At 71.7% G+C, this 24,375-nt stretch carries 23 protein-coding genes; 11 read left to right on the forward strand and 12 right to left on the reverse strand.

Annotation, left to right across the window (positions count from 1 at the left end; genetic code table 11):
- Positions 1-2: 2 nt before the first annotated feature.
- The gene (locus ACLF3G_RS06775) at positions 3-1,055 is read left to right on the forward strand and encodes a glycosyltransferase family 4 protein (RefSeq protein WP_430668582.1); all 1,053 of its coding nucleotides are present in this window, start codon (positions 3-5) and stop codon (positions 1,053-1,055) included.
- Positions 1,056-1,061: 6 nt separating this feature from the next.
- Here ACLF3G_RS06775 and ACLF3G_RS06780 read toward each other — a convergent pair whose 3' ends face one another.
- The 3 genes from ACLF3G_RS06780 to ACLF3G_RS06790 all read right to left on the reverse strand — a co-directional run bounded on the left by ACLF3G_RS06780 (position 1,062) and on the right by ACLF3G_RS06790 (position 4,794).
- Positions 1,062-1,673, reverse strand: a complete 612-nt coding sequence (locus tag ACLF3G_RS06780; protein ID WP_430668583.1) for a YjbF family lipoprotein — start codon at positions 1,671-1,673, stop codon at positions 1,062-1,064.
- The gene (locus tag ACLF3G_RS06785) at positions 1,652-3,616 is read right to left on the reverse strand and encodes a TRAP transporter permease (RefSeq protein WP_430668584.1); all 1,965 of its coding nucleotides are present in this window, start codon (positions 3,614-3,616) and stop codon (positions 1,652-1,654) included. The genes ACLF3G_RS06780 and ACLF3G_RS06785 overlap by 22 nt, the downstream gene beginning before the upstream one ends.
- Positions 3,617-3,816: 200 nt before the next feature.
- Entirely contained in the window at positions 3,817-4,794 is a 978-nt protein-coding gene (locus ACLF3G_RS06790) for a TAXI family TRAP transporter solute-binding subunit (protein WP_430668585.1), read from the reverse strand.
- 160 nt (positions 4,795-4,954) lie between these two features.
- On the opposite strand from ACLF3G_RS06790, the gene ACLF3G_RS06795 reads away from it, so the two are divergent.
- Positions 4,955-5,653: a CBS domain-containing protein gene (locus ACLF3G_RS06795; protein WP_430668586.1), complete on the forward strand. Its 699-nt coding sequence runs from the start codon at positions 4,955-4,957 to the stop codon at positions 5,651-5,653.
- 16 nt (positions 5,654-5,669) lie between these two features.
- Here the strand turns inward: ACLF3G_RS06795 and ACLF3G_RS06800 are convergent, their stop codons facing one another.
- Together ACLF3G_RS06800 and ACLF3G_RS06805 are read right to left on the reverse strand one after the other, a co-directional pair.
- Positions 5,670-6,092, reverse strand: a complete 423-nt coding sequence (locus ACLF3G_RS06800) for an OmpA family protein (protein ID WP_430668587.1) — start codon at positions 6,090-6,092, stop codon at positions 5,670-5,672.
- Positions 6,089-7,312, reverse strand: a complete 1,224-nt coding sequence (locus tag ACLF3G_RS06805) for a cupin domain-containing protein (RefSeq protein WP_430668588.1) — start codon at positions 7,310-7,312, stop codon at positions 6,089-6,091. Before ACLF3G_RS06805 ends, ACLF3G_RS06800 begins: the two co-directional genes overlap by 4 nt.
- A 144-nt stretch (positions 7,313-7,456) precedes the next feature.
- On the opposite strand from ACLF3G_RS06805, the gene ACLF3G_RS06810 reads away from it, so the two are divergent.
- The 7 genes from ACLF3G_RS06810 to ACLF3G_RS06840 all read left to right on the forward strand — a co-directional run bounded on the left by ACLF3G_RS06810 (position 7,457) and on the right by ACLF3G_RS06840 (position 17,263).
- Positions 7,457-12,145 (forward strand): NAD-glutamate dehydrogenase domain-containing protein, encoded by a 4,689-nt coding sequence (locus ACLF3G_RS06810; RefSeq protein ID WP_430668589.1) that lies wholly within the window; start codon positions 7,457-7,459, stop codon positions 12,143-12,145.
- A complete protein-coding gene (locus ACLF3G_RS06815; protein WP_430668590.1) occupies positions 12,142-12,675 on the forward strand; it encodes a mismatch-specific DNA-glycosylase in 534 nt (177 codons plus the stop codon). Before ACLF3G_RS06810 ends, ACLF3G_RS06815 begins: the two co-directional genes overlap by 4 nt.
- The gene (locus tag ACLF3G_RS06820; RefSeq protein WP_430668591.1) at positions 12,672-13,916 is read left to right on the forward strand and encodes an MFS transporter; all 1,245 of its coding nucleotides are present in this window, start codon (positions 12,672-12,674) and stop codon (positions 13,914-13,916) included. Before ACLF3G_RS06815 ends, ACLF3G_RS06820 begins: the two co-directional genes overlap by 4 nt.
- Positions 13,913-14,869 (forward strand): MBL fold metallo-hydrolase, encoded by a 957-nt coding sequence (locus tag ACLF3G_RS06825; protein WP_430668592.1) that lies wholly within the window; start codon positions 13,913-13,915, stop codon positions 14,867-14,869. The genes ACLF3G_RS06820 and ACLF3G_RS06825 overlap by 4 nt, the downstream gene beginning before the upstream one ends.
- Positions 14,870-15,097: 228 nt before the next feature.
- The gene (locus ACLF3G_RS06830) at positions 15,098-15,574 is read left to right on the forward strand and encodes a hypothetical protein (RefSeq protein ID WP_430668593.1); all 477 of its coding nucleotides are present in this window, start codon (positions 15,098-15,100) and stop codon (positions 15,572-15,574) included.
- Positions 15,574-16,767, forward strand: a complete 1,194-nt coding sequence (locus ACLF3G_RS06835) for a cupin domain-containing protein (RefSeq protein WP_430668594.1) — start codon at positions 15,574-15,576, stop codon at positions 16,765-16,767. Before ACLF3G_RS06830 ends, ACLF3G_RS06835 begins: the two co-directional genes overlap by 1 nt.
- A 115-nt stretch (positions 16,768-16,882) precedes the next feature.
- Positions 16,883-17,263: a YybH family protein gene (locus ACLF3G_RS06840; RefSeq protein WP_430668595.1), complete on the forward strand. Its 381-nt coding sequence runs from the start codon at positions 16,883-16,885 to the stop codon at positions 17,261-17,263.
- A 16-nt stretch (positions 17,264-17,279) separates the two neighbouring features.
- On the opposite strand, the gene ACLF3G_RS06845 is transcribed toward ACLF3G_RS06840, so the two are convergent.
- Positions 17,280-18,518 carry an MFS transporter gene (locus ACLF3G_RS06845; protein ID WP_430668596.1) on the reverse strand — a complete coding sequence of 413 codons (1,239 nt, stop codon included), beginning with the start codon at positions 18,516-18,518 and terminating at the stop codon, positions 17,280-17,282.
- 63 nt (positions 18,519-18,581) lie between these two features.
- On the opposite strand from ACLF3G_RS06845, the gene ACLF3G_RS06850 reads away from it, so the two are divergent.
- A complete protein-coding gene (locus ACLF3G_RS06850) occupies positions 18,582-19,370 on the forward strand; it encodes a helix-turn-helix domain-containing protein (RefSeq protein ID WP_430668597.1) in 789 nt (262 codons plus the stop codon).
- On the opposite strand, the gene ACLF3G_RS06855 is transcribed toward ACLF3G_RS06850, so the two are convergent.
- Genes ACLF3G_RS06855 through ACLF3G_RS06865 form a run of 3 tightly spaced genes read right to left on the reverse strand, consistent with a single transcriptional unit; the run spans position 19,345 to position 21,699 of the window.
- Positions 19,345-20,289, reverse strand: coding sequence for a hypothetical protein (locus tag ACLF3G_RS06855; RefSeq protein ID WP_430668598.1), 945 nt, complete (start codon positions 20,287-20,289; stop codon positions 19,345-19,347). The genes ACLF3G_RS06850 and ACLF3G_RS06855 overlap by 26 nt on opposite strands.
- Complete coding sequence (locus ACLF3G_RS06860; protein WP_430668599.1) at positions 20,286-20,699, reverse strand: DUF6524 family protein; 414 nt, start codon at positions 20,697-20,699, stop codon at positions 20,286-20,288. The genes ACLF3G_RS06855 and ACLF3G_RS06860 overlap by 4 nt, the downstream gene beginning before the upstream one ends.
- Before the next feature lies 1 nt (position 20,700).
- Positions 20,701-21,699: a hypothetical protein gene (locus ACLF3G_RS06865; protein ID WP_430668600.1), complete on the reverse strand. Its 999-nt coding sequence runs from the start codon at positions 21,697-21,699 to the stop codon at positions 20,701-20,703.
- A 75-nt stretch (positions 21,700-21,774) separates the two neighbouring features.
- Here ACLF3G_RS06865 and ACLF3G_RS06870 point away from each other — a divergent pair, with 75 nt between their 5' ends.
- On the forward strand, positions 21,775-22,353 hold the full coding sequence (locus tag ACLF3G_RS06870; RefSeq protein WP_430668601.1) for a hypothetical protein: 579 nt from the start codon (positions 21,775-21,777) through the stop codon (positions 22,351-22,353).
- Positions 22,354-22,357: 4 nt separating this feature from the next.
- Here the strand turns inward: ACLF3G_RS06870 and ACLF3G_RS06875 are convergent, their stop codons facing one another.
- Genes ACLF3G_RS06875 through ACLF3G_RS06885 form a run of 3 tightly spaced genes read right to left on the reverse strand, consistent with a single transcriptional unit; the run spans position 22,358 to position 24,350 of the window.
- On the reverse strand, positions 22,358-23,158 hold the full coding sequence (locus ACLF3G_RS06875) for a hypothetical protein (protein WP_430668602.1): 801 nt from the start codon (positions 23,156-23,158) through the stop codon (positions 22,358-22,360).
- Positions 23,159-23,188: 30 nt separating this feature from the next.
- Complete coding sequence (locus ACLF3G_RS06880; protein WP_430668603.1) at positions 23,189-23,623, reverse strand: hypothetical protein; 435 nt, start codon at positions 23,621-23,623, stop codon at positions 23,189-23,191.
- 10 nt (positions 23,624-23,633) lie between these two features.
- Complete coding sequence (locus ACLF3G_RS06885) at positions 23,634-24,350, reverse strand: hypothetical protein (protein ID WP_430668604.1); 717 nt, start codon at positions 24,348-24,350, stop codon at positions 23,634-23,636.
- Positions 24,351-24,375: the final 25 nt, after the last annotated feature.

The raw sequence follows: 24,375 nt of genomic DNA on the forward strand, positions 1-24,375 counted from the left end.
CCATGCAAGCCTACGCCATCTTCCAGCACCTGGTCTTCGCGGGGGCGCTCGCCGGCCTCTCCGCCGTGACGGTGTTCCTGATGATCGCCTTCCCGATCCTGGACCACCCCAACGCCCGCAGCGCGCACAGCCAGCCGACGCCGCGCGGCGGTGGCGTCGGCGTCGTCGTCGCCTTCATCGCCGGCATGCTGGTGATGTTCCAGGGGGCCACCTTCGCGCGCCTGGCGGATGCGCAGTTCCTCGGCGTCATCTACGCGGCACTCGCCATCGCCGCGGTGGCACTGGCCGATGACGTGCGCGACCTTTCGGCCAAGCTGCGCCTGGCGGCGCAATGCGCGGCGGCGATGGTGGCGCTGGCCTCCGGCCTCACCCTGACGCGGCTCGCCTTGCCCTATGTGGGGGAGGTCGAGCTGGGCTGGCTCGGGCTTGCCATCACCCTGGTCTGGATCGTCGGCTGCACCAATGCGGTGAACTTCATGGATGGGCTCGACGGGCTGGTCGGCGGCACGCTGCTGGTGGCGAGCCTGGCGCTGGCGCTGATCGGCGCCTTGCAGGGCGGCTGGTTCATCTACGGCGCGGCGCTGGTGCTGGCCGCGGGCTTTGCCGGCTTCCTGCCCTTCAACCTGCACCCGGCGCGCATCTTCATGGGCGATGTCGGCAGCCAGTTTGCCGGCTTCATGCTGGCGGTGCTGGCCGTCGCGGCGTCCCGCTTCGACAGCCAGGAACTGTCCTTCCTGATCGTGCCCCTGCTGCTGTTCGGCCTGCTGTTCGATGCCGGCTTCACCCTCGCCCGCCGTGCCGTCATGCGCCAACGCCTGGCCGAGGGGCATCGCACCCACCTGTACCAGCTGGCGCAGCGCAGCGGCGTGCCGACCCGCGCCATCGCTGCCGCGCATTGGGGCTTTGCGGGCTTCCACGCCGCGCTGGCGCTGTGGTTCCTTGGCCTTTCGCCCGGGACCAAGCCGCTGGTGGTGCTGCCGGCACTGGCGGTGCAGCTCGCCTGGATGGGGTTCGTGATGCGGCGGATGCGCGCGGCCGGGATTGGCTGGCGGTAGCTGCGGCTACAGGCCGTAGGCTTCCACCGTCAGCGTCGCATCGCCCACCCATTGCTCGCTGCGCCGCACGGCGCCGGTCGCGGCCTCCGCCCAAAAGCGGTTGGTGAAATCGATGTCGTCACCGCTGCAGCGTTCCGTAAGGACGAGCCAGGCCCCCTCCTCCGCCACCGTCATGCGGCAGGCCAGTTGCACGCCGAAGCGCAGGTCCTGCGGGCTGCGCGTGGCCCCCTGGAGGTCGATGCTCCGCACGCTCCGCACCTCCTCCCGCCCCGGCAGCGCGCGCGGGTCTTCCAGCGGGTCCGCCCCCTCCAGCCGGGTTGCCGCAAGCCCCGCCCCGAGGCCGGCCGTCGCGGTGATGCGGGCGCCCTGCGTCGATAGCGCCGCGCCCCCCTCCGCCCGCCACAACCGCTGTCCGCCGGCATGCTGCAACAGCGTGAAGCGGAACGGGCGCCGCGCGCCGGACACCAGCAAGACCGGCCCGGAAGGCTCCGAGGCGGCGGCCGACTGCATGGGCCCTACCGGCCCACGCAGCGCATCCGCCAGCGGCGTGTCGCCGCAGCCGGCCAGCAGCAGCGCCAGCCCGCAGCCGGCGAGGCTCAGGCGGTGCGGCCGCGCCACTGCACCCCCAGCAGCACCGCGGCCATCACCAGCCCGATCATGTACGGGAACGGCACCACGCCCGGCGCCAGCGCCTCCAGCATCGCCGGGAACATGATGAGCAGGCCCGCCACCACCAGCAGCGCGCGCTCCACGCCGCTCAGCGCGCGGATCAGGAAGCCCTGGCAGGCGGCCGCCAGCGCCGCCAGGCCGATCACCGCGGCCAGCACCTGCCAGGCCACGTCCAGCCAGCCCATGTCGCCCTCGAAGTTCAGCAGCAGGCCGACGCCGGTCGGGTCGGTGACGAAGACGAAGGGCAGCACGAAGGCAGGCAGGGTGTATTTCCACGCCTTCATCGTGGTGCGGTACGGCCCCGCCCCGGTGATCGCCGCGGCGGCGAAGGGCGACAGCGCGGTGGGCGGCGAGACCTCGCTCAGCACCGCGTAGTAGAAGACGAACATGTGCGCCGCGTAGGCCGGCACGCCGAGCTTGGTCAGCGCCGGCGCCGCCACCACCGCGCAGATGATGTAGCTGGCCGTCACCGGCACCGCGAGGCCGATGACCCAGACGATCAGCGCCGTGTAGATCGCCGTCACCACCACAGAACCACCAGCGGCCTGGATGGCGATGTCGCTGAACTTCAGCCCGAGACCGGTCAGCGTGATGACGCCGACGATGATGCCGGCGCTGGCGCAGGTCGCCGCGATGCCCACCGCCTGGATGGCGCCGGAGGCCAGCGTCTCGATCAGCTTGCGCGGCCACAGCGCCTGGTCCGGCCGGATGAAGGACAGCAGCACCGCCGCGACCATGGCGTAGAGCACCGACAGCGTCGCCGAATACCCCATCACCATGAAGACGATGATCGCGATGAGCGAGGTGAAGTGGAAGCCGTACTTCCGCAGCATCTGCGGGATCGGCTCCACCTGGATCACGTCATTCGCCATCGGCGTCCCGCTGGCCGCGATGCGCCGCTGGTCCAGCTCCACCATGAACAGCAGCGAGGCGTAGTAGAGGATGGTCGGAATGACCGCCATCTGCAGCACGTCGAGGTAGCCGATGTTCAGGTATTCGGCGATCAGGAACGCCGCCGCCCCCAGCACGGGCGGCGAGATGATGGCGCCAAGGCCGCCGGCCGCCAGCAGCCCGCCGGCATCGTCCGGCCTGTAGCCCACCTTCTTCATCATCGGCCACGCCACGGTGCCGAGCGTGACGGTGGTGGCGACGCCCGAGCCCGAAGGCCCCCCGAGCAGGAAGGAGGACAGCACCACCGTGCGCCCGGCGCTCGCCGCCTTGCCGCCGGTGGCGGCGAAGGAGAAGTCGACGAAGAACTTGCCGGCGCCACTGGCCTGCAGGATGGCGCCGTAGATGGTGAACAGGATGATCAGCGTGGCGGAAACATCGATTGCGGTGCCGAAGATGCCATCGAGGCCGATGGTGAGATGCGGGATGATGCGTTCGCTGTCATAGCCCTGGTGCTGCCAGGGCGCCGGCAGCCAGTGGCCGAAGAAGGCGTACAGCAGGAATCCGATGGCGACGCAGGGCATCACCGGCCCGGTGGCGCGCCGCGCCGCCTCCAGCACCAGCGCGATCATCATCCAGCCGACGACGAGGTCCATCGGCTCAGGGAAGATGGCGCGGTCCTGCAACTCGTCGCCGCCCGCGACCATGTACCAGATGACATAGACACCGGCCGCGGCCAGCGCCGCATCCCAGGGCATCAGCCGGTGGCGGAAGCGCTTCGCCGCCGGGAACATCAGGAAACCCAGCAGCAGCGTGAAGCCGACATGGACGAAGCGCAGCGTCGTCGTCGGCACGATGTCCCACGCCGCCCACAGGTGGAACAGGCTCATCGACAGCGCGAGGCCGGTGCCGAGGAAGCCGAGCCAGCCGGTGTATCTGCTGAGCGTGCCCTCCTCCTCCTCCATCAGCGCCTGCAGGCGCGCGGCGGTAGCTTCGTCGAGCACGCCGGGAGCGATCTCGGGCGGCAATGGACTGTGCAAAGGGCTGGGCGAAGGGCTGGGCGATGTCGCGCCGGTCTGTGTCACGTGTGGGCTGCTCCGCCGGTGGAACGGGAGATCGGTCGAACGGGGGGTGGTCGGAAATGCGGAAAGCCGGGGATGGCTCGCGCCACCCCCGGGCTCAGGGTCAGGTTGTCAGCGGCGGCTCAGGCGAGCGTCGCGCCGCGCGCCTTCCAGAAGGCCTCGGCCGCCGGATGCCAAGGGATGCCGGCCGCGGCGGTCTTCTGGCCCTCGAGCTTGAAGTCGCGCGCGGCGGAATGCACCTGCGCCCAATCCTCCCGCTTGCTCCACATCACCTCGAGGATCTTGGTCACGAGGTCGGGCGCCATGTCGTCGCGGACGCCGACGATGTTGGCCACCGACATCTGCTTGTTCGGACGCGTCTGGCCGGGATAGGCGCCGGCCGGAATCTCCTCGGGAAAATACACCGGGCCGTACTTCTCGATGATGCCGGGGATGAACTCGTGGTGATCGATCAGCACCAGCTGCACGCCTGGGGAGGCGCCGAGGTCGGTGATGGCGCTGGTCGGGTAGCCGGAGACGAAGAAGTAGGCGTCCAGCTTGCCGTCCTTGATGGCGTTGGTGCTCTCGGCTGGCGACAGGCGCTCCCGCGCGCGGAAATCATTGTCGCGGTGCAGGCCGGCGCCCTCGATCAGGCGCAGCGCCATGACTTCCGTGGCCGAGCCAGGCGCGCCGGTGGAGATGCGCTTGCCCTTCAGGTCGCCCATCTTGGTGATGCCGGTGGAAGCCACCGTCACGACCTGCATGCGGTTGGTGTACAGCACGGCGATGGCGCGTGCCGCGACGGGACGCCCACGGAAGCGGTCGTTGCCGCGCACCGCATCCACCGCGGCATCGACCTGCGCGATCACCATGCCGACGCGGTTGGCACCGAGCAGCTGCAGGTTGGCGACTGAACCGCCGGTGACCTCGACCGTGGCCGACATGCCCGCGATGTCGCGCGACATGTAGTTCGCGAGCGCGCCGCCAAGCGGGTAGTAGACGCCGCCCGTCGTGCCAGTCGCGATCGCCATCTGCTGCTGCGCCTGCGCGCGTGCGAGGCCGGGCAATGCAAGCACCGCGGCGCCTGCTGCCAGCCCGCGACGGCTGATGTTGAAGGACATTTTTCCTGTCTCCCTTGGTTATTCTGGCCCCAGGCATACAGGTGCCTCGCTGGATGGGAAAGAGTAGAGATTTGACCTGCATCAAGGTGGCGCCGTGGCAGGTCGCCTAGCCTTCCGCGGGTCGACGCCCTTGCGTTGCACCAACCGGAGGAGCCTGGCCATGTCCCGCCTTTCCGCCCGCGACCTGATGACGACCGAAATGGTGACGGTGCCGCCCGAGACGCCGGTGCTGGCGATGGCGCGGCTGCTGAGCGAGCGCAGCATTTCCGCCGTGCCGGTGCTGGACCCGGCGGGCCGGCTGCTCGGCATCGTCACCGAGGCCGACCTGATCCGCCGCCTGGCCGGGGAGGTGGAGGAGCCCTCCTCGTGGCTCGCGAACCTGTTCCACAGCGCGGAGCGCGACGCGCTGCGCTTCGCCCGCACCCATGGCGCGACGGCGGCCGACCTGATGAGCACGGACCTGGTGACCACTGGCCCAGCGACGCCGGCGGCGGAAGTGGCGCAGATGATGGAGAAGAAGAACATCCGCCGCGTGCTGGTGACGCAGGATGACCGCCTGCTCGGCATCGTCTCCCGCGCCGACCTGCTGCGCGCGCTGGTGGCACCACGGTCGGAACCGGCGCAGCTTTCCGATGACCGCATCCGCACCGCCGTGCTCGCCGCGATGCGCCACCAGCCGTGGGCCGATACCTACTACAGCCTGGTGGAGGTGAAGGACGGCGTGGTGGAGTTCAGCGGCTTCAGCCGCAGCCCGGAAGTCCAGCGCGGCCTGCGCGTGCTGGCCGAGAATGTGCCCGGCGTGAAGGGCGTGCACGACAACACCCAGCCGATGCCGGCCTACCTCTACGCGGCGGGCTGAGCCGGCTGCGCCCGGACTACCGCGCCGGCATCAATACAATGGTGACGGCGCGGGCACCAGGTTCCGACTGCGATCCGCTGAAGGCACCGACCCGCGCCTCCCCGCGCACCCGGTCGCGCTCCACGCCCTGCTGGCTCAGCGCCAGCGCCACGGCGCGAGCGCGGCGGGCGGCGAGCTGGGTGCTGGTCTCGGCCCCGGCGGCGCGTTCCGCATGGCCGAGGACGCAGATGTTGCGCTCCCGCTCCGCCAGGGCCTGGGCGGCGGCGGTCGCGATGGCGGCGCGGCCGGCTGGGCCGAGGGTGGCGCTGTTGCGGGCGAAGGGCACCGCGATGACATCATCCTCCAACCGCTCCGCCCCGACGCAGGAGAATGGCCGGAGCTGCGCCGCGGCCGGGCTCGCGGCGAGGACAAGCGCGCCGAGCGCCAGCAGCGCCCTCATGCCGCCGGTGCCAGCAGGCCGGCCGCCGTCAGCCGGCCGAGCAGCGAGGGCGCATCCACCGCTGGCGCGGCAGCGGCGAGTTCCGCCGCCGTCACATCCGGCCGGGCGAGCAGCCAGGTGGCGGCCTCGGCCTCCGCTGAACTGACCACGATGCTGCCTTGCGCGGTCTTCACCACCCACTCCGCACCGCGCCGCACCGGCTTCGCACCAGGTACCAGGATGCGGAAGGCCGGCGCGTCGCTGCCCTGCGCCGCCGCCGTGGGCGCGGCGATGCCGCGCGCGGCCAGCATGTCGTAGACGCCGCGGGCGTAGCTGTAGTTCGAGACGAACTGCGCCAATACCTCCATCACCTTGGGGTCGCGGGACAGCTCCGCCAGCCGCTGGCCCAGCAGCCCGGCACGCTGGGTCAGCGCAAACTTTCCCGCCACCGAGCCATCGTGGCGCGGCAGCGGCTTGCGGAACTCCGGGTCATAGAGGATCCGCTCCGACAGGAGGTTCACGAAATCCATGCCCAGCGGAGCGTGGACGCCGTAGGCGATGTGCACGCTGGCCGGGGCTTCGGCCAAGGCGTCATGGTACCAGCCACGCGGCAGGTACAGCAGGTCCCCGGGCCGCATCCGTACCACCTCCCGCAGCTTGCCGCGGGCCTGGTCGTGCTGTGCCTGCGGCTGTCCGCGGAAGGCCGGGTGGGGGATGGGGTGGTCGGCGCGGCCCTCCCAGATGTTCCAGTCCTTCTCGCCCTCCACCTGCACCGCCCAGACATCATGCGTGTCGTAATGCGTGCGGAACGCCTTGTGGCTCTGCCAGCTGATGTAGACATTGGCCTGCGACTTGCCGAGCCCGGCGCCTTCCAGGGCGGAGGAAACGCTGGCCAGACCGGGCGTCAGGCTGTCCACGTCGTTCATCACCACGCTGGCGCCCTTGGCGATCCAGCCCTGCACCAGCTTCGCATCCGGCTGCAGCACCGGCGCGCCGTCGCGGCTGGTGGCGCGGGTGCAGAACTGCTCCGGCGGGATCGCCTGGCTGTCCATCACCAGCTTGAGCGAGGCGCCGGACCAGATATGCGTCATGTCCAGCAGCCGGTTCACCTGCCGCCAGGACAGCACATCGGCAAATTTGCCCGGCGTGCCCCGTATGTGCAGCGGCTGACGGTCCAGATGCTCCGTGAAGAAGCGCTCCGGCGTGATGGGGGCGAGCAGGGCGGCGAGGCTGTCGATCATTCGTGATTGATAACCCGGAAGTCAGTCGGGTTGCACCGGCCAAACGCGCGATCGGCAAGCCGGCCTGAACCTGCGGCTGCCGCCGGATCGAACTTGCGGCGCCTGCCGCAAAGGGCCAGCTTCCGGCGCAGGAGGACCCGGCGAATGATGGATGCGGTGACCGAACAGGTTTCGGATGGCGTGCGCCCGCAGATCCTGCGGGCGGCGGAGGCAGCCCTGGCACGGCTGGCACCCGCCCTGCCCCCGGCGGCGGCCGCCCTGCTGCACCGCCTGCACGCCGCCGTACCCACCGCCGAACTCGCCGCGACCCCGCCCGAGGCGCTGGCCGAGGCCGCCGCCAGCCTGTTCGCCTTCGCCGCCGAACGCCGCCCGCGCGAGACCCGGCTGCGCCTGTTGCCGCCCGGTCCTGGCCGCGGTGCCGTCGCAATCGCCGAGATCGTCACGGACGACATGCCCTTCCTGGTGGACAGCGCGATGGCGGCGCTGACCGTCTCCGGCCGCGTGGTGCGCCAGCTGCTGCACCCGGTGGTGCCGGTGCGCCGCGACGCCGAGGGCCAATTGCTGGCGATCGAGGAGGGCGCGCCGCATCGCGAGAGCATGATGCGCATCTCGCTCGCCGCCGGCGCCACCATTCCCCTCGCCGGCACCGGCCCGGCCGACTGGCCGGCGGTGGAGGCGGCGCTGCGCCGCGCCATGGCGGATGTCCGCCTCGCCGTCGGCGATTTCGGCGCCATGCTGGCGCAGCTGCGCGCGGCGCAGTCTGAACTGGGCGCGGAGGCCGGCGCGGCCTCCGATTTCCTGAATTGGATGGCGGAGGACAACTTCGTCCTGCTCGGCCATCGCCGCCTGCTGCTGTCCGGCGACAATGCGCTGCTGGTGGCGGAGGAAGACAACCTCGGCATGCTGCGTGACAGCATGGTGCCGGTGTTCGACGCGCTGCGCGACCTGGCCGCGGTGCCGGGCGCGGTGCGCGCGACGCTCGGGCGGATGGAGGCGGTGGTGGTCGCCAAGGCCAACATGCGCGCCACGGTGCACCGGCCGCAGCACGCCGACGTGGTGATGACGCGCATCCGCGACGTGGCCGGGCAGGTCATCGGCCTGCGGCTGTTCCTCGGCCTGTTCGCGGCGGATGCCTATAACCGCAACCCGCGCGCCATCCCCCTGCTGCGCGAGAAGGTTCTCCGGGTTCTGGCGATGGCGGGGCTGGACCCCGAAAGCCACGATGGCCGGGCCCTGCGCAACATCCTGGACACCTGGCCGCGGGACGAGCTGTTCCAGGCACCGGAGACGGAAATCCTGGCTGGCGCACGGCGCGCGCTTGACCTCGCGATCCGTCCGCGCGCGGCGCTGGTGCTGCGGCGCGATCCGTTCGAGCGTTTCATCGCCGCCATCGCCTGGCTACCACGCGATACCTTCGACACCGCGCTGCGCCAGCGCATCGGCCATCTGTTGGCGGATGCTTTCCAGGGGCGGCTTTCCGCCTGGTACACGCTGCTCGGCGATGCGCCGCTGGCGCGCGTGCACTACGTCATCGGCACCCAGCCCGGCCGCGTGCCGCCAGTGGACGAGGCGGCGCTGGAAGCCGCCATGGCCCAGGCCGCGCGCGGCTTCTCGGACCGGCTGGAGGAAGCGCTGGCGGAGGAATTCGGCGCCGCCGCCGCGCCCCACCTGATGCGCTGGCGTGACGCCTTCCCGCGCGTCTACCGCGACCTGGAAACCGCGGCCCAGGGCGTCGCGGACCTGCATCTGGCGGAACAGGCCCTGGACCTGGGCCGGGCGCAGGCGAAGCTGATGCGCACGGCGGGCGAAGGCCCGCGCCGACTGACGCTGCGCCTGGCCAGCCCTGGCCGCCCGCTGCCCCTGGCCGACGCGCTGCCGCTGTTTGAAAGCCTCGGCCTGCGCGCCATCGAGGAACTGCCCTACCGCCTGACGCCGGGCGATGCGCCGGAAGTCGTGCTGCACGTCTTCCAGCTCGAAGCCGGCGTCGACGTGGCGGAGGATCGCTTTCCCGAGATACTTGGCGCGCTGGCGGCGCTGCTGGAGGGTGCGGCCGAGGCTGATGGCTTCAACCGGCTGGTACTGCGCGCCGGGCTCGATTGGCGCGAATGCTGGCTGCTGCGCGCGATGTTCCGCTGGCTGAAGCAGGTCGGCTTCGGCTTCGCGCAGGACAGCGTGCAGGACGCCCTGGCGGCACAGCCGGATGCGGTGCGCGTGCTGCTGGCGCTGTTCCGCCGCCGCTTCGACCCGGCGGTTGCCGATCGCACCGAAGCGGCGCTGGAAGCCGAATGGAAGGCGGCGCTGGACAACGTCGCCAACCCCGACGAGGACCGCATCCTATCCCGCCTGCGGTTGCTGCTGGACGCGATGCTGCGCACCAACTTCTACGAGCAGAAGCCCTACCTCGCCTTCAAGGTGGATTCGGCACGTGCCGGCGACATGCCGCTGCCGCGGCCGTGGCGCGAAATCTTCGTGCATTCACCACGCATGGAAGGCTGCCACCTGCGCGCCGGCCCGGTCGCGCGCGGCGGCATCCGCTGGTCCGACCGGCGCGAGGATTTCCGCACCGAGGTACTGGGCCTGATGAAGGCGCAGCGGCTGAAGAACGTGGTCATCGTGCCGACCGGCGCGAAGGGCGGCTTCGTCCTGAAGCACCCGCCGCCCAGCAGCGACCGCGAGGCCTTCATGGCCGAGGGCATCGCCGTGTACCGCACGCTGGTGCGCGGCATGCTCGACCTCACCGACAACTTCGCCGCCGATGGTCGCGTGGTGACGCCGCCGGCGATCGTGCGGCGGGACGGCGATGATCCGTACATCGTGGCCGCCGCCGACAAGGGCACGGCGACGTTCTCCGACATCGCCAATGGCCTGTCCGAGGAATATGGCTTCTGGCTCGGCGATGCCTTCGCCAGCGGGGGTTCCGCGGGCTACGACCACAAGGGCATGGGCATCACTGCGCGCGGCGCCTGGGTAATGATCGACCGCCACTTCGCCGAACTCCGCGGAGCCGGCGTGCAGGATGCCGAATTCACCTGCGCCGGCATCGGCGACATGTCCGGCGACGTGTTCGGCAACGGTTTGCTGATCTCGCGCCGCACCAGGCTCGTCGCGGCCTTCGACCACCGTCATATCTTCATCGATCCCGATCCCGATCCCGAGGTGTCATTCAACGAGCGCGCGCGGCTGTTCGCGCTGCCACGCTCGTCCTGGGCGGACTACGAATCGCGCCTGCTGTCGAAAGGCGGCGCCGTGCTGCCGCGCAACGCCAAGACGCTGCCGCTGAGCGAGGAAGCTCGCGCCCTGCTCAGCATCGCCGAGGAACGCGCGGAGCCTGCCGTGATCCTGCGCGCGATCCTGACGCTGAAGGTGGACCTGCTGTATTTCGGCGGCATCGGCACCTATGTGAAAGGCAGCACGGAAACACAGGCGGAAGCAGGCGACCGCGCGAATGATTCGATCCGCGTCGATGGCCGCGACCTGCGCGCCACCATCCTGGGCGAGGGCGCCAATCTCGGCATCACCCAGGCCGGGCGCATCGAGGCGGCGCAACATGGCGTCCGCCTGAACACCGACGCGCTCGACAATTCCGCCGGCGTCAGCACCTCCGACCACGAGGTCAACATCAAGATCCTGCTGGCAGAGGCGGAACGCGAGGGCGCACTCACGCGGCGCCAGCGCGACGTCCTGCTGAGCGAGATGACGGAGGAAGTCGGCCGCCTGGTGCTGGCCGACAATCACGCGCAATCCATCTCGATCAGCCTGGAGGCGATGGGCGCCGCCGAGGACCTGTCTGCCCATGCCGCGCTCATGGCTCGGCTGGAGGCCGAGGGCATCCTGGACCGTGCCGTCGCCGGCCTGCCGGATGCCGCGGCGCTGCGGGCGCGGGCGGCGGCGGACCAGGGCCTGACGCGGCCCGAACTCGCCTCCCTGCTCGCCCCCGCGAAGCTGTGGCTGACCGAGGCGATCGAGGCGAGCGGGCTGCCCGACGAGCCGGCATTGGCGCCCCTGCTGCGCGACTACTTTCCGAGCGCGCTGCAGGACCGCTTCCCGGATCTGATCGCGCGCCATCGGCTGCGGCGCGAACTGGTGGCGACGGCGCTCGCCAATGTCGTCGCCAACCGGCTCGGCACCGCGGCCCTCGGCCGGCTGGCCGGCACCGTCGGTGGCGGGGCGGAGGTGGCGCGGGCGGCCTGGCTGGCGCAGGCGCTGTTCGGGCTGGATGCGGCGGCGGCGGCGGCGGATGCGGCGCCGGCCCCGGTGGCACAGCGCCTCGGCGCACAGCGCGCGCTGCGCCGGCTGCAGGAATCCGCAACGCGGGAGCTGATGCTGGCCGGTGGCGATGCCCCGCTGGCGGCGGCCCTGGCGGCGCTGGAGCCCGGCGTCGCCGCCCTGGTCGCCGCCGAAGCCGCCGCTCCGGATGCGGAGGCGACAAGGCTGCGCTCGGCCGGGCTGCCGGCGGAAGTGGCGGCGCTGGCCGCCGGCGCGGCCCGGCTGGCAGCAGCGCCGGCCGTGGTGCGGCTGGCCGCCGAAAGCGGCGCCACGCCCAAAGCCGCGGCGGCCGCCTGGAGCGCAGTGGGCGAGGAATTCTGCCTCGACGCCCTGCGCGCCGCCGCCGATTCCGCCCGCACCGCCGGACCCTTCGCGGCGCGGGCGCGGGCGGAGGCGCTGGGCGACCTCGCCGCCGTGCAGGCCAGCCTCGCGCGCGCCCGGCTCGCCGGCGGCGCGCCGCAGGATGCCCGCGGCGCCGAGGCAGCGCGACTGGCGCGGGAGGCGGCCCGGCTTGGCGACCTCGTAGCGATCGGCGTCGCGGCGCGCGCGCTTTCGGCGCTCGCTTGAGCGATGTCCTGCCGGATGTGCTGGAGCCCGGCCTGCGGCTGGTATTCTGCGGCATGGCGGCGGGGCTGACCTCGGCGCGGCTCGGCGCCTACTACGCCCGGCCCGGCAACCGCTTCTGGCCGGCACTCGCCACGGCCGGCTTCACGCCACGGCTGTTCAGGCCCGAGGAGTTCCGGCTGCTGGCCGGCCGCGGCATCGGCCTGACCGACCTCGGCAAGGGCCAGCAGGGGGTGGACCGACAGGTCGTCATCACCGACCAGGACCGGGCGCGGCTGCGCGAGGCGATCCTGCGCATCGCACCTGGCGCGCTGGCCTTCACCAGCAAATCGGCGGCTGGCCTGTTCCTGCGCCAGCCCGGCTTGCCCTTCGGTGAATTGCCGCGCGAGCTGGTGCCGCAGGGCTTTCCGCCGACCTATGTGCTGCCGAGCACCTCTGGCTCCAACAATGGGAATTGGGATAGGTTCGGCTATCAAGCGATCTGGACGGATACCGCCATGCGCCTCGGCTTCGCGAACCCGGTGGCGGCGTGACGCCGAAGGCCTGGGCCTGGGCGCTGTATGACTGGGCGAACAGCAGTTTTCCGACGGTTGTCTCCACCTTCGTCATTGCCGCCTATTTCGTGCAGGGCATCGCGGCGGACCCGGTCAGCGGCCAGGCGCAGTGGGGCTGGATGCAGTCGGCCGCCGGCCTCGCCGTGGCGCTGCTCTCGCCGGTGCTGGGCGCGGTGGCGGATGCGGGCGGGCGACGGCGGCTCATGCTCGGCGTCGCGACCCTGCTGACGGCGATCGCCACCGGCATGATCTGGTTCGCACTGCCGGCGCCGGACTACGCGCTGTACACGCTGGTCTGCGTCGGGCTCGCGACGATCGCCTTCGAAATCGGCACGGTGTTCTACAACTCGATGCTGCCCAGCGTGGCGCCGCCCGGGCGGCTCGGCCGCGTCTCCGGCTTCGGCTGGGGCCTCGGCTATGCCGGGGGGCTGGCGTGCCTGGCGCTGTCCCTGGTGGTGCTGATCCAGCCGGACCCGGCGTGGTTCGGGCTGGACCGCGCGGCGTCGGAGCATGTGCGCGCCGTGGCGCTGCTGGTGGCGGCCTGGCTGCTGGTGTTCTCCTGGCCCTTGCTGGTGGCGCTGCCGGACCCCGCCGGCCCGCGTCCGAGCTGGGCACAGGCCGCCGCGCGCGGGCTGGAGGAGATTGCCGGCCTGATCCGCACCCTGCCGCGCAATCCGGCGCTGGCACGTTTCCTGGTGGCGCGGCTGTTCTACACGGATGGGCTGAACACGCTGTTCGCGTTTGGTGCGATCTATGCCGCCGGCGTCTTCGGCATGGGGCTCGACCGTATCCTGCTGTTCGGCATCGCCATGAACGTCACCGCCGGGCTCGGTGCCGCCGGCTTCGCGCTGATCGAGGACCGCGTCGGCTCGCGCCGCATGGTGCTGGGTGCGCTGCTGGCGATGGTGGTGCTCGGCGCAGGGCTGCTGCTGGCAACGTCGGAGCTGTGGTTCTGGATCATGGCGCTGTCGCTCGGCCTGTTCTTCGGCCCGGCGCAGGCGGCCAGCCGCAGCTTCATGGCGCGGTTGGCGCCGCCGGGCGAAGTCTCCGCGCATTTCGGGCTGTTCGCCCTGTCCGGCCGCATCACCGGCTTCCTCGGCCCCGCGGCGCTGGCGGCGGTGACGACGGCAACCGGCAGCCAGCGCCTGGGCATGGCGACGGTGCTGGTGTTCCTCGCCATCGGCGCGGCGATCCTGGCGACGGTGCGGGAGCGCGCGTGACGGATTTTGCCGCCCGGCGCGAGGCCGGGCGCTACGTCAACCTGCACGATGCCACGGACCACGGCCTGCCCGATGTCTGGCGCTGGTACCGGGCGCGCAGGCCGGTGCCCTGGCCGCGCTGGATCGAGGACCCGCCCCGGCCGCCTCCGCCGCGCATCGGGCCAGGCCGCATCGCCGCGACCTTCATCGGCCATGCGAGTTGGCTTGTGCAGATCGGTGCCGTCGCCGTGCTGATCGACCCGGTCTGGTCGCCGCGCGCCAGCCCGCTGTCCTTCGCCGGGCCGAAGCGGGTGCGCGCGCCGGGGCAGCCCCTGGCGGCGCTGCCAGGCGTGGACCTGCTGCTGGTCAGCCACAACCACTACGACCATTGCGACCTGGCGACGCTGCGCCAGGTGCAGGCGCGCTGGGCCCCGCCCGCCGTCACCAGCCTCGGCACCGGCCGGCTGCTGGCCAAGGCCGGGCTGCGCGACCGGCGCGAATGCGATTGGTGGGACAGCGTGGAGGTCGCCGGGCTGCGCGTCACCTACGTGCCCTCGCAGCATTTTTCCGCCCGCACGGCCTTCGACCGCAACCGCGCCTTGTGGGGCGGCTTCGTAATGGAGGCGCCGGATGGCGGCTGCGTCTATTTCGCCGGAGATTCCGGCTGGTGTCCGCACTTCTCCGAAATTGGCCGGCGCTTTCCAAGGATCGACCTCGCCCTGCTACCGATCGGCGCCTATGCGCCGCGCTGGTTCATGCGCACGCAGCACATGGATCCGGAGGAAGCGGTGCGGGCGCACTTGGCCTGCGGTGCGCGGGCCAGCCTGGCGATGCATTTCGGCACCTTCTTCCGCCTGACCGACGAGGCGATCGAGGAACCCGCGGCGCTGCTCGAAGCCGCGAAGGCGCGGCACGACGTGGCGGCGAGTGCGTTCCGCGTGCCCGGCTTCGGCGAAACGATCCTGCTGGACTGAATTCCAGCAAGATCAATGGGTGACCTGCGGACGGCACTGCCGGCGGAGCGCCCGAACGGGCGCTGCGGCCAGTGCCGCGCAGCCAAGCGGCCGGAGGCTGTGCCTGGCGCTTGAGGGCGGAGAAGCACCAGCCAATCCGAAATATTTGGAAATCCACCACGCCTGCCTCTGTAACAGGATGAAGTTCCGCGCCAGTATGCGCTGAAGGAAAACAGAGGAAACCCGCCGGTGACCGACGAACCCCAGGCCAAGCCACCGACACGGCGCCGGCTTTTCGTGTTGCGCCTTGCGGCCATGGTGGGCGTGCTGCCCGCCGCCGCCTGCGTGCCGCAGCAGGGGCCGGTGGTCTATGCGCCGCAGCCCGTCCAGGTGCGGCGCGGCACCGGCATCAGCGATTCGGATCCGTCCGATGCGCCGGGCAATGGTCGTGGCGGGCATCGCGGCAGCGGCATCTCGGACAGCGACCCGAACGATGCGCCGGGCTATGGCCGCGGCGGGCGCCGCGCTTCCGGCATCTCGGACAGCGACCCGGGCGATGCGCCGGGCCGCGGGCGGGGCGGCAGCCGCGTCTACCGCGGCAGCGGCATCACCGACAGCGACCCGAGCGACGGCCCGGGCCGTGGACGCGGTGGCTACCGCCGCAGCACCGGCCTCAGCGACAGCGACCCGTCCGACAGCCCCGGCCGCGGCCGCCGCGGCTACTGATGTCGCCACAACATCCCCCGCCGGCTCCCACGCTCGCGGAGGAAGCCTGGCGCCTGTCCTTCGGCGACCTGCCGGTGGCGGAGGGCCTGGCGCTGCGGGAAGGCACGGCGTGGCGTCACTTCCCCGGGCAGGACCCGGACCGATACCGGCACCTGTTGTCCATCGCCGACCTCGACGCCTTCCTGGCCAGTGACGCGGCGGCGCGCCCGCGCGTGTCCATGGCCGATGGCAGCCGCAAGGGCGGCGCCGCGGTGCCGGAGGAGGACTATGCCTTCGAGGATGGCGGCGTGGACCTGCCGAAGCTGTTCGCCAGCTTCGATGCCGGCGCCACCCTCGTCGTCTCCCAGTTCAACCAGCTGCATCCGCCGCTGGCGCGCTATTGCCGCGGGCTGGAACAGGTGATGCTGCATGCGGTGCAGGCCAACATCTACCTGACCCCGCCCGGCGCCCAGGGCTTCCGGATGCACTACGACACGCATGACGTGCTGGTGCTGCAGGTGCAGGGCGAGAAGGCCTGGCGCATCTGGCCCGGCCAGCCCTTCCCCAACCCAACCCGCCGCACCCCCTGGCCCGGCGGGATCGAGCCGGTGGCGGAGGCGGTCAACATCACGCTGCGGCCGGGCGATGCGCTGTATGTGCCGCGCGGCGTGCTGCACGACGCGGCGACGCAGGATGGCGAAGCCTCGCTGCACGTCACCGTGGGTTTCATGGAACCCTCCTTCGCCGCCGTGCTGCGCATGGCCGTGGACCTGCTGGAGGAATCGGAGCCCGCCTTGCGTGCCGCCTTTCCGACCTGGCGGCTGGCGGACGGCCCCGGCAGCCTCGCCGCGCTGGCGGCCCCGCTGGCCGCGAAGCTGGCGGAACCTGCGGCGCTGGAACGCACCGCGTTGGCGCTGCTGGACCAGTTGGCGGCGGACCAGCCGGCGATGCTGGGGCGCGGGCTGTTCGCGCGCGATCCGCAGGCGGACACCAGGTTGCGCCTGGCGCCCGGCGTGCTGCATGCGCTGGTGCCGGAACCCAGTGGCGAGGGCGCCTCCCTGCGCTGGGCCGGCGTCCCGGTGGCGCTGACGTCGCAGGAGGCTGGCTGGGTCGAACAGCTTTCCGAAGGTGCGACGCCCGCCGAACTGGACCCGGAAAGCCTGGAGTTCTGCCGCAGGCTGCGCCGGCTGGGGCTGCTGGCGGAGGATTGCTGAGCGGAGACGCCGGCCGCTGCCGCCTTTTCCTTGTCGTAGTCCAAATGAAGTTGACCCGCTTTCCGGCACCGTGCGAGCGTGTATCCGCTCGTAACCGGACGCGAAGGATGGGTCGATGCATCACAATGAGGACGCACTGGCTGCAATGCGTGAAGTGAACCGCACCTTCGATGAAGAAGTCTGCGGCAAAAAGAACTTCGATGCACTTGCCCGTGTCTACACGCAGGATGCCTCGATACTTCCACCGGGTGGCGACATCATCTCTGGTCTCGAAGGAATCCGGGATTTCTGGAAATCCGCCGTTGAAAGCCTCCGCATCACCCACTGCCGGCTCCAGCCCTTCGAGGTCGAGGTCCACGGCGACTGCGCCCACGAGGTCGCGCGCGGGGAGGTCGGGACGGAAAGCGGCGCGGTCCCGATCAAGTACATCGTCATCTGGAAGAAGGATGGCGGGCAGTGGAAATGGCACCGGGACATCTGGAACATGAACGGCTGAGGCGTGGCCGACACGCCTACTCCGCCGGCACGGCCTGCCCGTTGGGCGGCAACGGCTTCACCCAAAGCTCGGGCGCCAACTCCTCCTTCCGGTCTGGGAAGGCGAGCGCGCAGACAAAGGTGACGGCGGCAAAGCTCGACAGCACCACCAGCACCGTGCCCAGGCCGCCTGCCGTCGCATGCAGCCAGGCGATCAGCGGGCTGGCGGCCGCGGCGCCCAGGAAGCCCACGAAGAAGCGGATGGAATACAGCCGCGTCCGCAGCGCCGGGGCGACGTAGCGCGCCGTCATCGTCTCGTTCACCGTCACCTGTCCGAAGATCGCCGCGGCCATCAGCCCCGCCACCGGCAGCACCATCCAACCCTGCAAGGTCGACAGCAGGAGAAAGCCGGGCATCTGGATGCAGGCCAACGGCAGGAACACCCGCTTCAGCGTGTGGCGGTCGATCAGCCGGCCCACGGTGAACTGTGTCAGCCCGCCGCAGATCGTCACCAGGAACGCCAGCAGTCCCACCACCGGCAGCAAATCCGGCGAATGCGCCAGGCGCTCCGCCATCAGCTTCGGCAGCAGCAGGGTGAAGGCGTTGAAGATGAAGCCGGACACGGCGGCGAGTGACAGCAGCACCACCACGGCGCGCCGTACCACCGCGCGCGGAATCTCGGGGAACGGCTTGCCCGCGGCCTTGTTGCGGGCAACGTCCTCCGGCCCTTCGCGCAGGTACAGCAGCCCGAAGCCGATGCTCAGCACGCCGGGGATGACGAAGGCCCAGCGCCAGCCGATCCAGGCCGCGACGAAGGCCGTCACCACCGGCGCCAGCGCCACGCCGAGGTTGCCGAACACGCCGTTGACGCCAACCGCCGCGCCCACCTTCGGCCCCGCCGCATCCACCAGCATCGCCGTGCCGATGGGATGGTAGATCGCGCTGAACGCCCCCATCAGCGCCAGCCCCGCGGCCAGCCAATACGGCCCTGGCGCAAACCCGGAGAACACCAGGGCGGCGCCGCTGCCGATGAAGAAGCCGGCCAGCATCGCCGGACGTCCGAAGCGTTCCGCCAGCCAGCCCATCGGCAGGCTGCCGAGCCCGTACAGCACGAACATGCCGGTGCCGAGTGCCAGGATCGGCCCATAGTCGGTGCCGAACATCGCCGGTTCCTGGAGCACCATCGCCAGCACGGCGGTGGCGAGGATCAGCAGCCCGTAATGGGTGAAGACATGCGCCGCGTTGACGAACCAGATCTGTCGGGTTGCCGCATCCATGACCGTACTTCCCTCGCCTCCGGGCATGCTAGCCTTGGCGGCTTCACGACGTCCCGACAGGTCATGTCGCCAATCCGCCAGAATCCGCCGCCCATCCGCTCCGACCTGCCGCAGGAAGCGGTGGACCGTCCGCTGTCCGCTTTCGCTCGCGACTATGCGGCAGGGGAGCTGGTGCCGCGCCATGCCCACGGGCGGGCGCAGCTTCTCTACGCCACGCGCGGCGTCATGCGGATCACCACGGACGAGGCCGGCTTCATCGTGCCGCCGCTGCACGCGCTGTGGATGCCGGCCGGTGCGCCGCATGAGGTGGCGACGGAGGGCGGCGTTGCCATGCGGGCGCTGTTCCTGCGCGCCGATGCCGCCGCCGCCGGCCCTGGCGCGACGACGGTGCTGGCGGTCTCCGCCCTGCTGCGGGAGCTGATCCTGGCGGCCTGCGCGGAGCCGCTGGAATGGGACCCGGCGGGCCGCGGCGGCCACCTCGCGGCGCTGATCCTGGACGAGATTGCCCGCGCGCCATCGCTGCCCTTCCGCGTGCCCGAACCGCGCGACCCGCGCCTGCGCCGCCTGACCGCCGCGTTGCGCGCCGCGCCCTCCAGCAGCCGCACGCTGGAAGAATTTGCCGCGCTCGCCGGTGCCAGCCCGCGCACCCTGGAGCGCCGCTTCCGCGCCGAGACCGGCCTGTCCTTCGCCCGCTGGCGCCAGACGCTGCGCCTGGCCGAGGCCGCCGCGCGCCTCGCCAGCGGCGAAACACCCGCGCGGGCCGCCGCGGCGGTCGGCTACGCCAGCGCGCCCGCCTTCGGCGCCGCCTTCCGGGCCGCCTTCGGCATCACGCCGGGGGCGGCCCGGGGGTGAGGGGCGTGGTGAGGCGCTGGAACCAGGCGGTGGAGCGCAGCAGGCCCTCCGGCCGTGGCGCCAGCCCCTCGCGCTCGATCAGCCCGGCGATATGGCGCTGGGCCTCCGCCAGCGGCAGGCTGGCGCCGACCAGGGCGCGGTACAGCGCGGCGGCTTGTGCCACATCCGCCTGGGTCACATAAGCCTGGGCCGCCTGCACCCCGCGCCCGGCCCGGCTGCGCAGGAAGGCCAGCGCCTCCCGCTCCGCCGCCGCCACCGTCGCCTGGCCGCGTTGCGCGGCGGCGCTGGACAGGGCGGCGCGCGCAACCTCCGCCGTCAGGCCGTGCCGGGTCACGCCCTCCACCAGCAGCGCGCGCTCGGCCGCCGCATCCAGCGCGCCATCGCCGATGCGCAGGCGGGCGAGGTCGGCGAAGCGCGCCGCCGCAGGGTCCGGCACCGCCTCCGCGCGCAGTGGCCCCGTGGTGGGGCCAGCCGCGGCGCAGGCGGCGCAGGGCAGCAGGGTCGCGGTGCCGTCCAGCTCCATCAGCCGGATCTCCACCGACATGTCCGGATGCCGCGCCCGCACCGCGGCGGCAGCGCCTTCCAGCACGCCATGATGCTGGCGCAACTCCTCCGCCGGGTCGTCCGACAGGCGGCGCCTGGCCCACAGATGCATGGCGCCGCAATCCCGGTGGTTCACGAAGACCACGGTGCGCACGCCGTGCAATTGGCGGGAGGCCGCCAGATTCTCCCACAGCGCGGTGCCCCAGGCCGGCCGCGCCGGGTCCACCGCGGCCAGCGCGGCGCCGGCGATGCGCATTTCCGAATACCGGTCGGTGCGGCCCAACGCCGCCATCAGGAAGGTGGTGTCGTCGGTCAGCCGTGGGTCGATGCAGCTGACCACGAAGGCATCGGCCTTGGCGGGCGGGGCGGGGGTCACTTGATCTCCTCGGTATGGGTGATGCCGCCCAGGCGGTGATCAAGGTGGGAGTAGGACAGGCCGGCGGTGAACAGCACGGCGAGGCTCAGCAGCGCCCAGACCAGGAGCGAATCCGCGCCCAGCACCGGCAGCCCCGTGACATGCGACCAGCTCATCCCCGCGCCGAGGCAGAACAGCCCGACCAGCACGATGCCGGGCCGCTTCAGCACGCCGCTGGTGGTGCGCCACAGCATCAGCAGCACCACGGCCAGAAGGGTGCCCACCGCCAGCTTCAGCCAGAACCATCCGGATCCCTGCGCCAGCCAATGCAGGTAGGAATAGCCGGAGGGATTGTAGAGCGCGAAGACCACGAACAGGCAGAACAGGCCGCGCGCCAGCACGCCACGCCAATCGAAGCGCGGAACGCTCATTTCAGCCGCACCCCGTCGCAGCCGGCAGCAAGGCGGCGCGCCGGGCCGCCAGCGCCGCCGCCACCGCCGCCGCGCCCTGCGCCGCCAGGCGATGCTCGGCGCGGTCGATCGCGTCCAGGGCCTGCGCCTCGAAGGCCTGCCGGTTGAGCGCGGAATCCACCCGGTTGAACGCCCAGTCCACGCCCCAGGACAGGCCGACGCCACCCGCCAGCCCCAGCGCCACGCCGGGCGAGCCGGCCAGCGCGTAGCCGAAGGCGCCGCCGGTGGCGACGAGCGATCCGGCCTCGCTAACCCGCAGCGCCAGCGCGCCCAGCCGTGCCGCCATCGGCCGCATGGCGCGCAGGAAGACCATGCCGCTGTCGGCGCCTTCCTCCGCCAGCAGCGCCATCGGGTCGGCGGGGCCGGCCTCTGCCAGCCACGGCGCGATGGGGCGGGTGGCGGCGGCGAAATCCACGCGCATGGCGGCGACGGCGCCAGGGGCGATGGTGACGGCGCGTGGCAACAGCGCAGCGTCCCGCGCCATGGCCGCCACCGCCTGCCGCCATTCGGCATCGACCAGGACGGCGACATGCAGCCGGTCCGCCGCCAGCGCCTCCGCCGGGATCGCCGGGTCCAGCACGCGCTGGCGGAACGCCTCCCGCACCGGGATCGCCATGGCCAGCGCGATGCGGTCCGGCAGGGTGGCGGCATCTGCCTCCGCCACGCCCTCCGCCAGGCCGCGGGCGGCGAGGCCCAGGACGCGGTAGGCGGTCATGTAGCTCTGCACCCAGTCATAGGCCCAGTCGCCGAAGGCCGGCACCGCCTCCCGCGCCGTGGCCAGGCGCATCGCGGCGGCATCGGCCAGCAGGCGCGCGGACAGGGCGCGCAGCCTGGCCGCGGTTTCCTCCAGCCGCGCATCCCACGCGGCAGGCTGGTCCTGCGGCAGCGTCCGGAGCGTACAGATGCCATCCGGCGTCCGCACCGCAACGGGCTGCGCCGAAACCGATGACGCGAAAAACAACAGAAGAACCACAACCCATGGACGCGGCCCGCCGATCCCCCTAAGCCTTCGGCGATGGATGCCGGCATCCTCCTGATGAGCGTGTGGAGCGGGGTGGAAGCGGTCGTCGCCATCCTGCTGGGCTGGGCCGCCGCACATCTGGCGCGACTTGGCTCCACCACCCTGGCACCGCCGGATGCCGAGGCCGTGCCGCTGCTGGCGCTGGCGCTGGCCGCCGGCCTCGCGCTCGGCGTCGCCCTGCTGCTGGCCGTGCCGCATGGCGACAGCTTCCGCCCCGCCCGCATCTTCGCGCCCGAGGGTCCGTGGCAGATCGGCCTGCCGGTGCTGCTGCGGGATTTCGGCCTGCCCGCGCGCGCCACGCTGGACCAGGCGCTGATGGTGCTCCGCGGTGGCGGGCCGGGCGCGCTGCCGGGGGGCGTTGCGCTGCTGCTGCTTACCGCCGCGGCCGTCCTGGCACTGCGCCGGTGGCACGGCATCGCCGGGCTGCGCGCGCTGGTCGCGCTGCTGCTGGTTGCCACCGCCACGGCGCTGCTGCTGCACTACGCCGCGCATCTGCTGGCCTGGATGCTGGCGCTGCTGAATTTCTGGGCCTTCGCCATCGCGCTGTTCGTCTTCCAGCGCTGGCGGTACGCGCGGCCCAGGCCGGACCACTGAGGCATCACGTCACCTCCATCAGCGCGAGGAAGGGCCGCGGCGTCAGCAGCGCCGGGTCGCCGACGAAGGGAAACGCCAGCTTCACCGCCACCAGCAGCACCGAACCCACGATCAGCGCCACCACCGCGCCCATTGCGTAGTGCAGCGCCGCCTGACCGCCGCCGAAGAACCACTGGAAGGCGATGGTGGCGACGGATACCGTCAGCACCAGCGCCCAGATCAGCCCCGCCAGGGTGCGGGACATGACGGATAGCCGCGCCACCCGCGCCTCCCCCACCTGGGCCATCCAGTCGCCTGTCGTCTGCTTCAGGGATTGCTGGCCCGGCGTCGCCCCCTCCGCATCGAAGAAGGCGCGCGCCAGGCGCTGGAAGGCAGCCTCGGAGCCGCTGGCACCATGGCCTGCCTGCATCGCCGGCCAATCCTGCTCCACCACCGCGCCGGCATACATCCGGATCGCCGTGCGCATTTCCGCCCGCAGCGGCGCCGCTTCCGGCCCGGCGAAGCTGTCGACCGACAGCGCCAGCATGTAGAGGCCGGCGGTCTCCTTCTGCACGGTGTCGCGCGCCGTCTGGTAGGTGTCCCAGGCACCGACCAGCGCAAGCGCCGCGACGACGGCGTAGATCTCCACCACGAAGCCGTACTTCACCACGCCGAGCGGCACGTTGGCCGCCAGTTCCACCGGCGTGAACAGCGCATGCACGACATGGCCGATGCCAAGCGCCAGCAGCACCGGAACCCCGGTGGTCAGCAGGATGCCCAGCCAGAAGGGCAGGGCAGCGATCTGGTGTGGCAGCGAAAGTTCCAAGCCGGCCCCTCCTGGGCTGGTGCCGCGTGGTCAGGCCCCGATCGAGCGGTACCAGCGCCGCGTGCGAATCAGGCCGCCGGAGGGCTTCGGCTCCAGCGCCAGCTCCTCCATCTGCCGCTTCACCCGCCGCGCGGCCTCCGCCTCCGTCAGCCCGGCGCCGGCGCGGGCGCGGTAGAAGGCGACGGCCTTGGCGAAATCGGCGCGCGCCACGCGGTTGCGACGATCCGCCAGGGTCTTCAGCAGCAGCCCGGCGGACCGGCCGATCTCGCCTTCCAGCGCGATCTCGCCCTGCTCGGCGGCACCGCGCAGCAGCCCCGTCGCCTCCTCCAGCCGCAGGCCGTAGCGCGTCAGCCCTTCCTCCAGCAGCCGGCGTTCCTCCGCCTTGTCGAGGAAGCGGCGGCCCTGCATCTGCAACTTCACCAGCTCCCCGAAGCGGGACCGGCCATCCTGGTCGGTGGCGTGCATGGGGTATCCTTCAGAATGACGCTGGGCGCAGCGACGGCGGCTGCGGCGTGGTCGGCAGGTCCATGCCCTGCGGCTGCTGCACCGCCATGCCCTGCACCCGCGCATTCAGCCGGTCGATCGCACGCAGGATGCGGCTGGCCTCGATGCCGAGCGGCGCATCCGTCGGCGTCAGCACGAACTTCACGCGCGGCAGCGGGAACAGGTCCACATCCACCTTGTCCACGGTGAAGCCGCCGATCTCGCTGGCATCCAGGATGCCGCGCACGATGGTCCGCTGCATCACCGCGATCGGACCCGGGTTGCGCGCCGCGTGCCGGTCCAGCATCCGTGCGACGAAATCGCGATCCGCCTCCGTCAGCTCCCGCGCCTGACCGAAGGTGAGGCCGAAGGTCGGGATCAACCCGACGGAGCTTTCGATCTCCTTCAGCTTGTAGCCGGAGATGTCCATCAGCCAGGTGAAGTCGTCCTGACTGGCGCGGCCACGCTGCAGGGCGCCGTGGCGACGCATGAAATGGCCGGAGCCGGTGCCGAACCCGAACAGGTCCAGCACCTCCCCCCACATCTCGCCCGCCCGTTCGCCGAAACCACCGGAATGCGGCAGGTCCTGCAATGGCGCCGTCACCACCGTACGTGGCACCATTGGCGCGGTCTGCGCCAGGGACGCGCCGGAGGTCAGCGCCATCGCGGCCGCCAGCAGCAGTCGCCGCAGGCCGGGGGGTTGGGGCATCGCGAAGCTCTCCTTGCTCGGGCGC

Source organism: Falsiroseomonas sp. HC035 (assembly GCF_050563525.1).
Lineage (GTDB): Bacteria > Pseudomonadota > Alphaproteobacteria > Acetobacterales > Acetobacteraceae > Falsiroseomonas.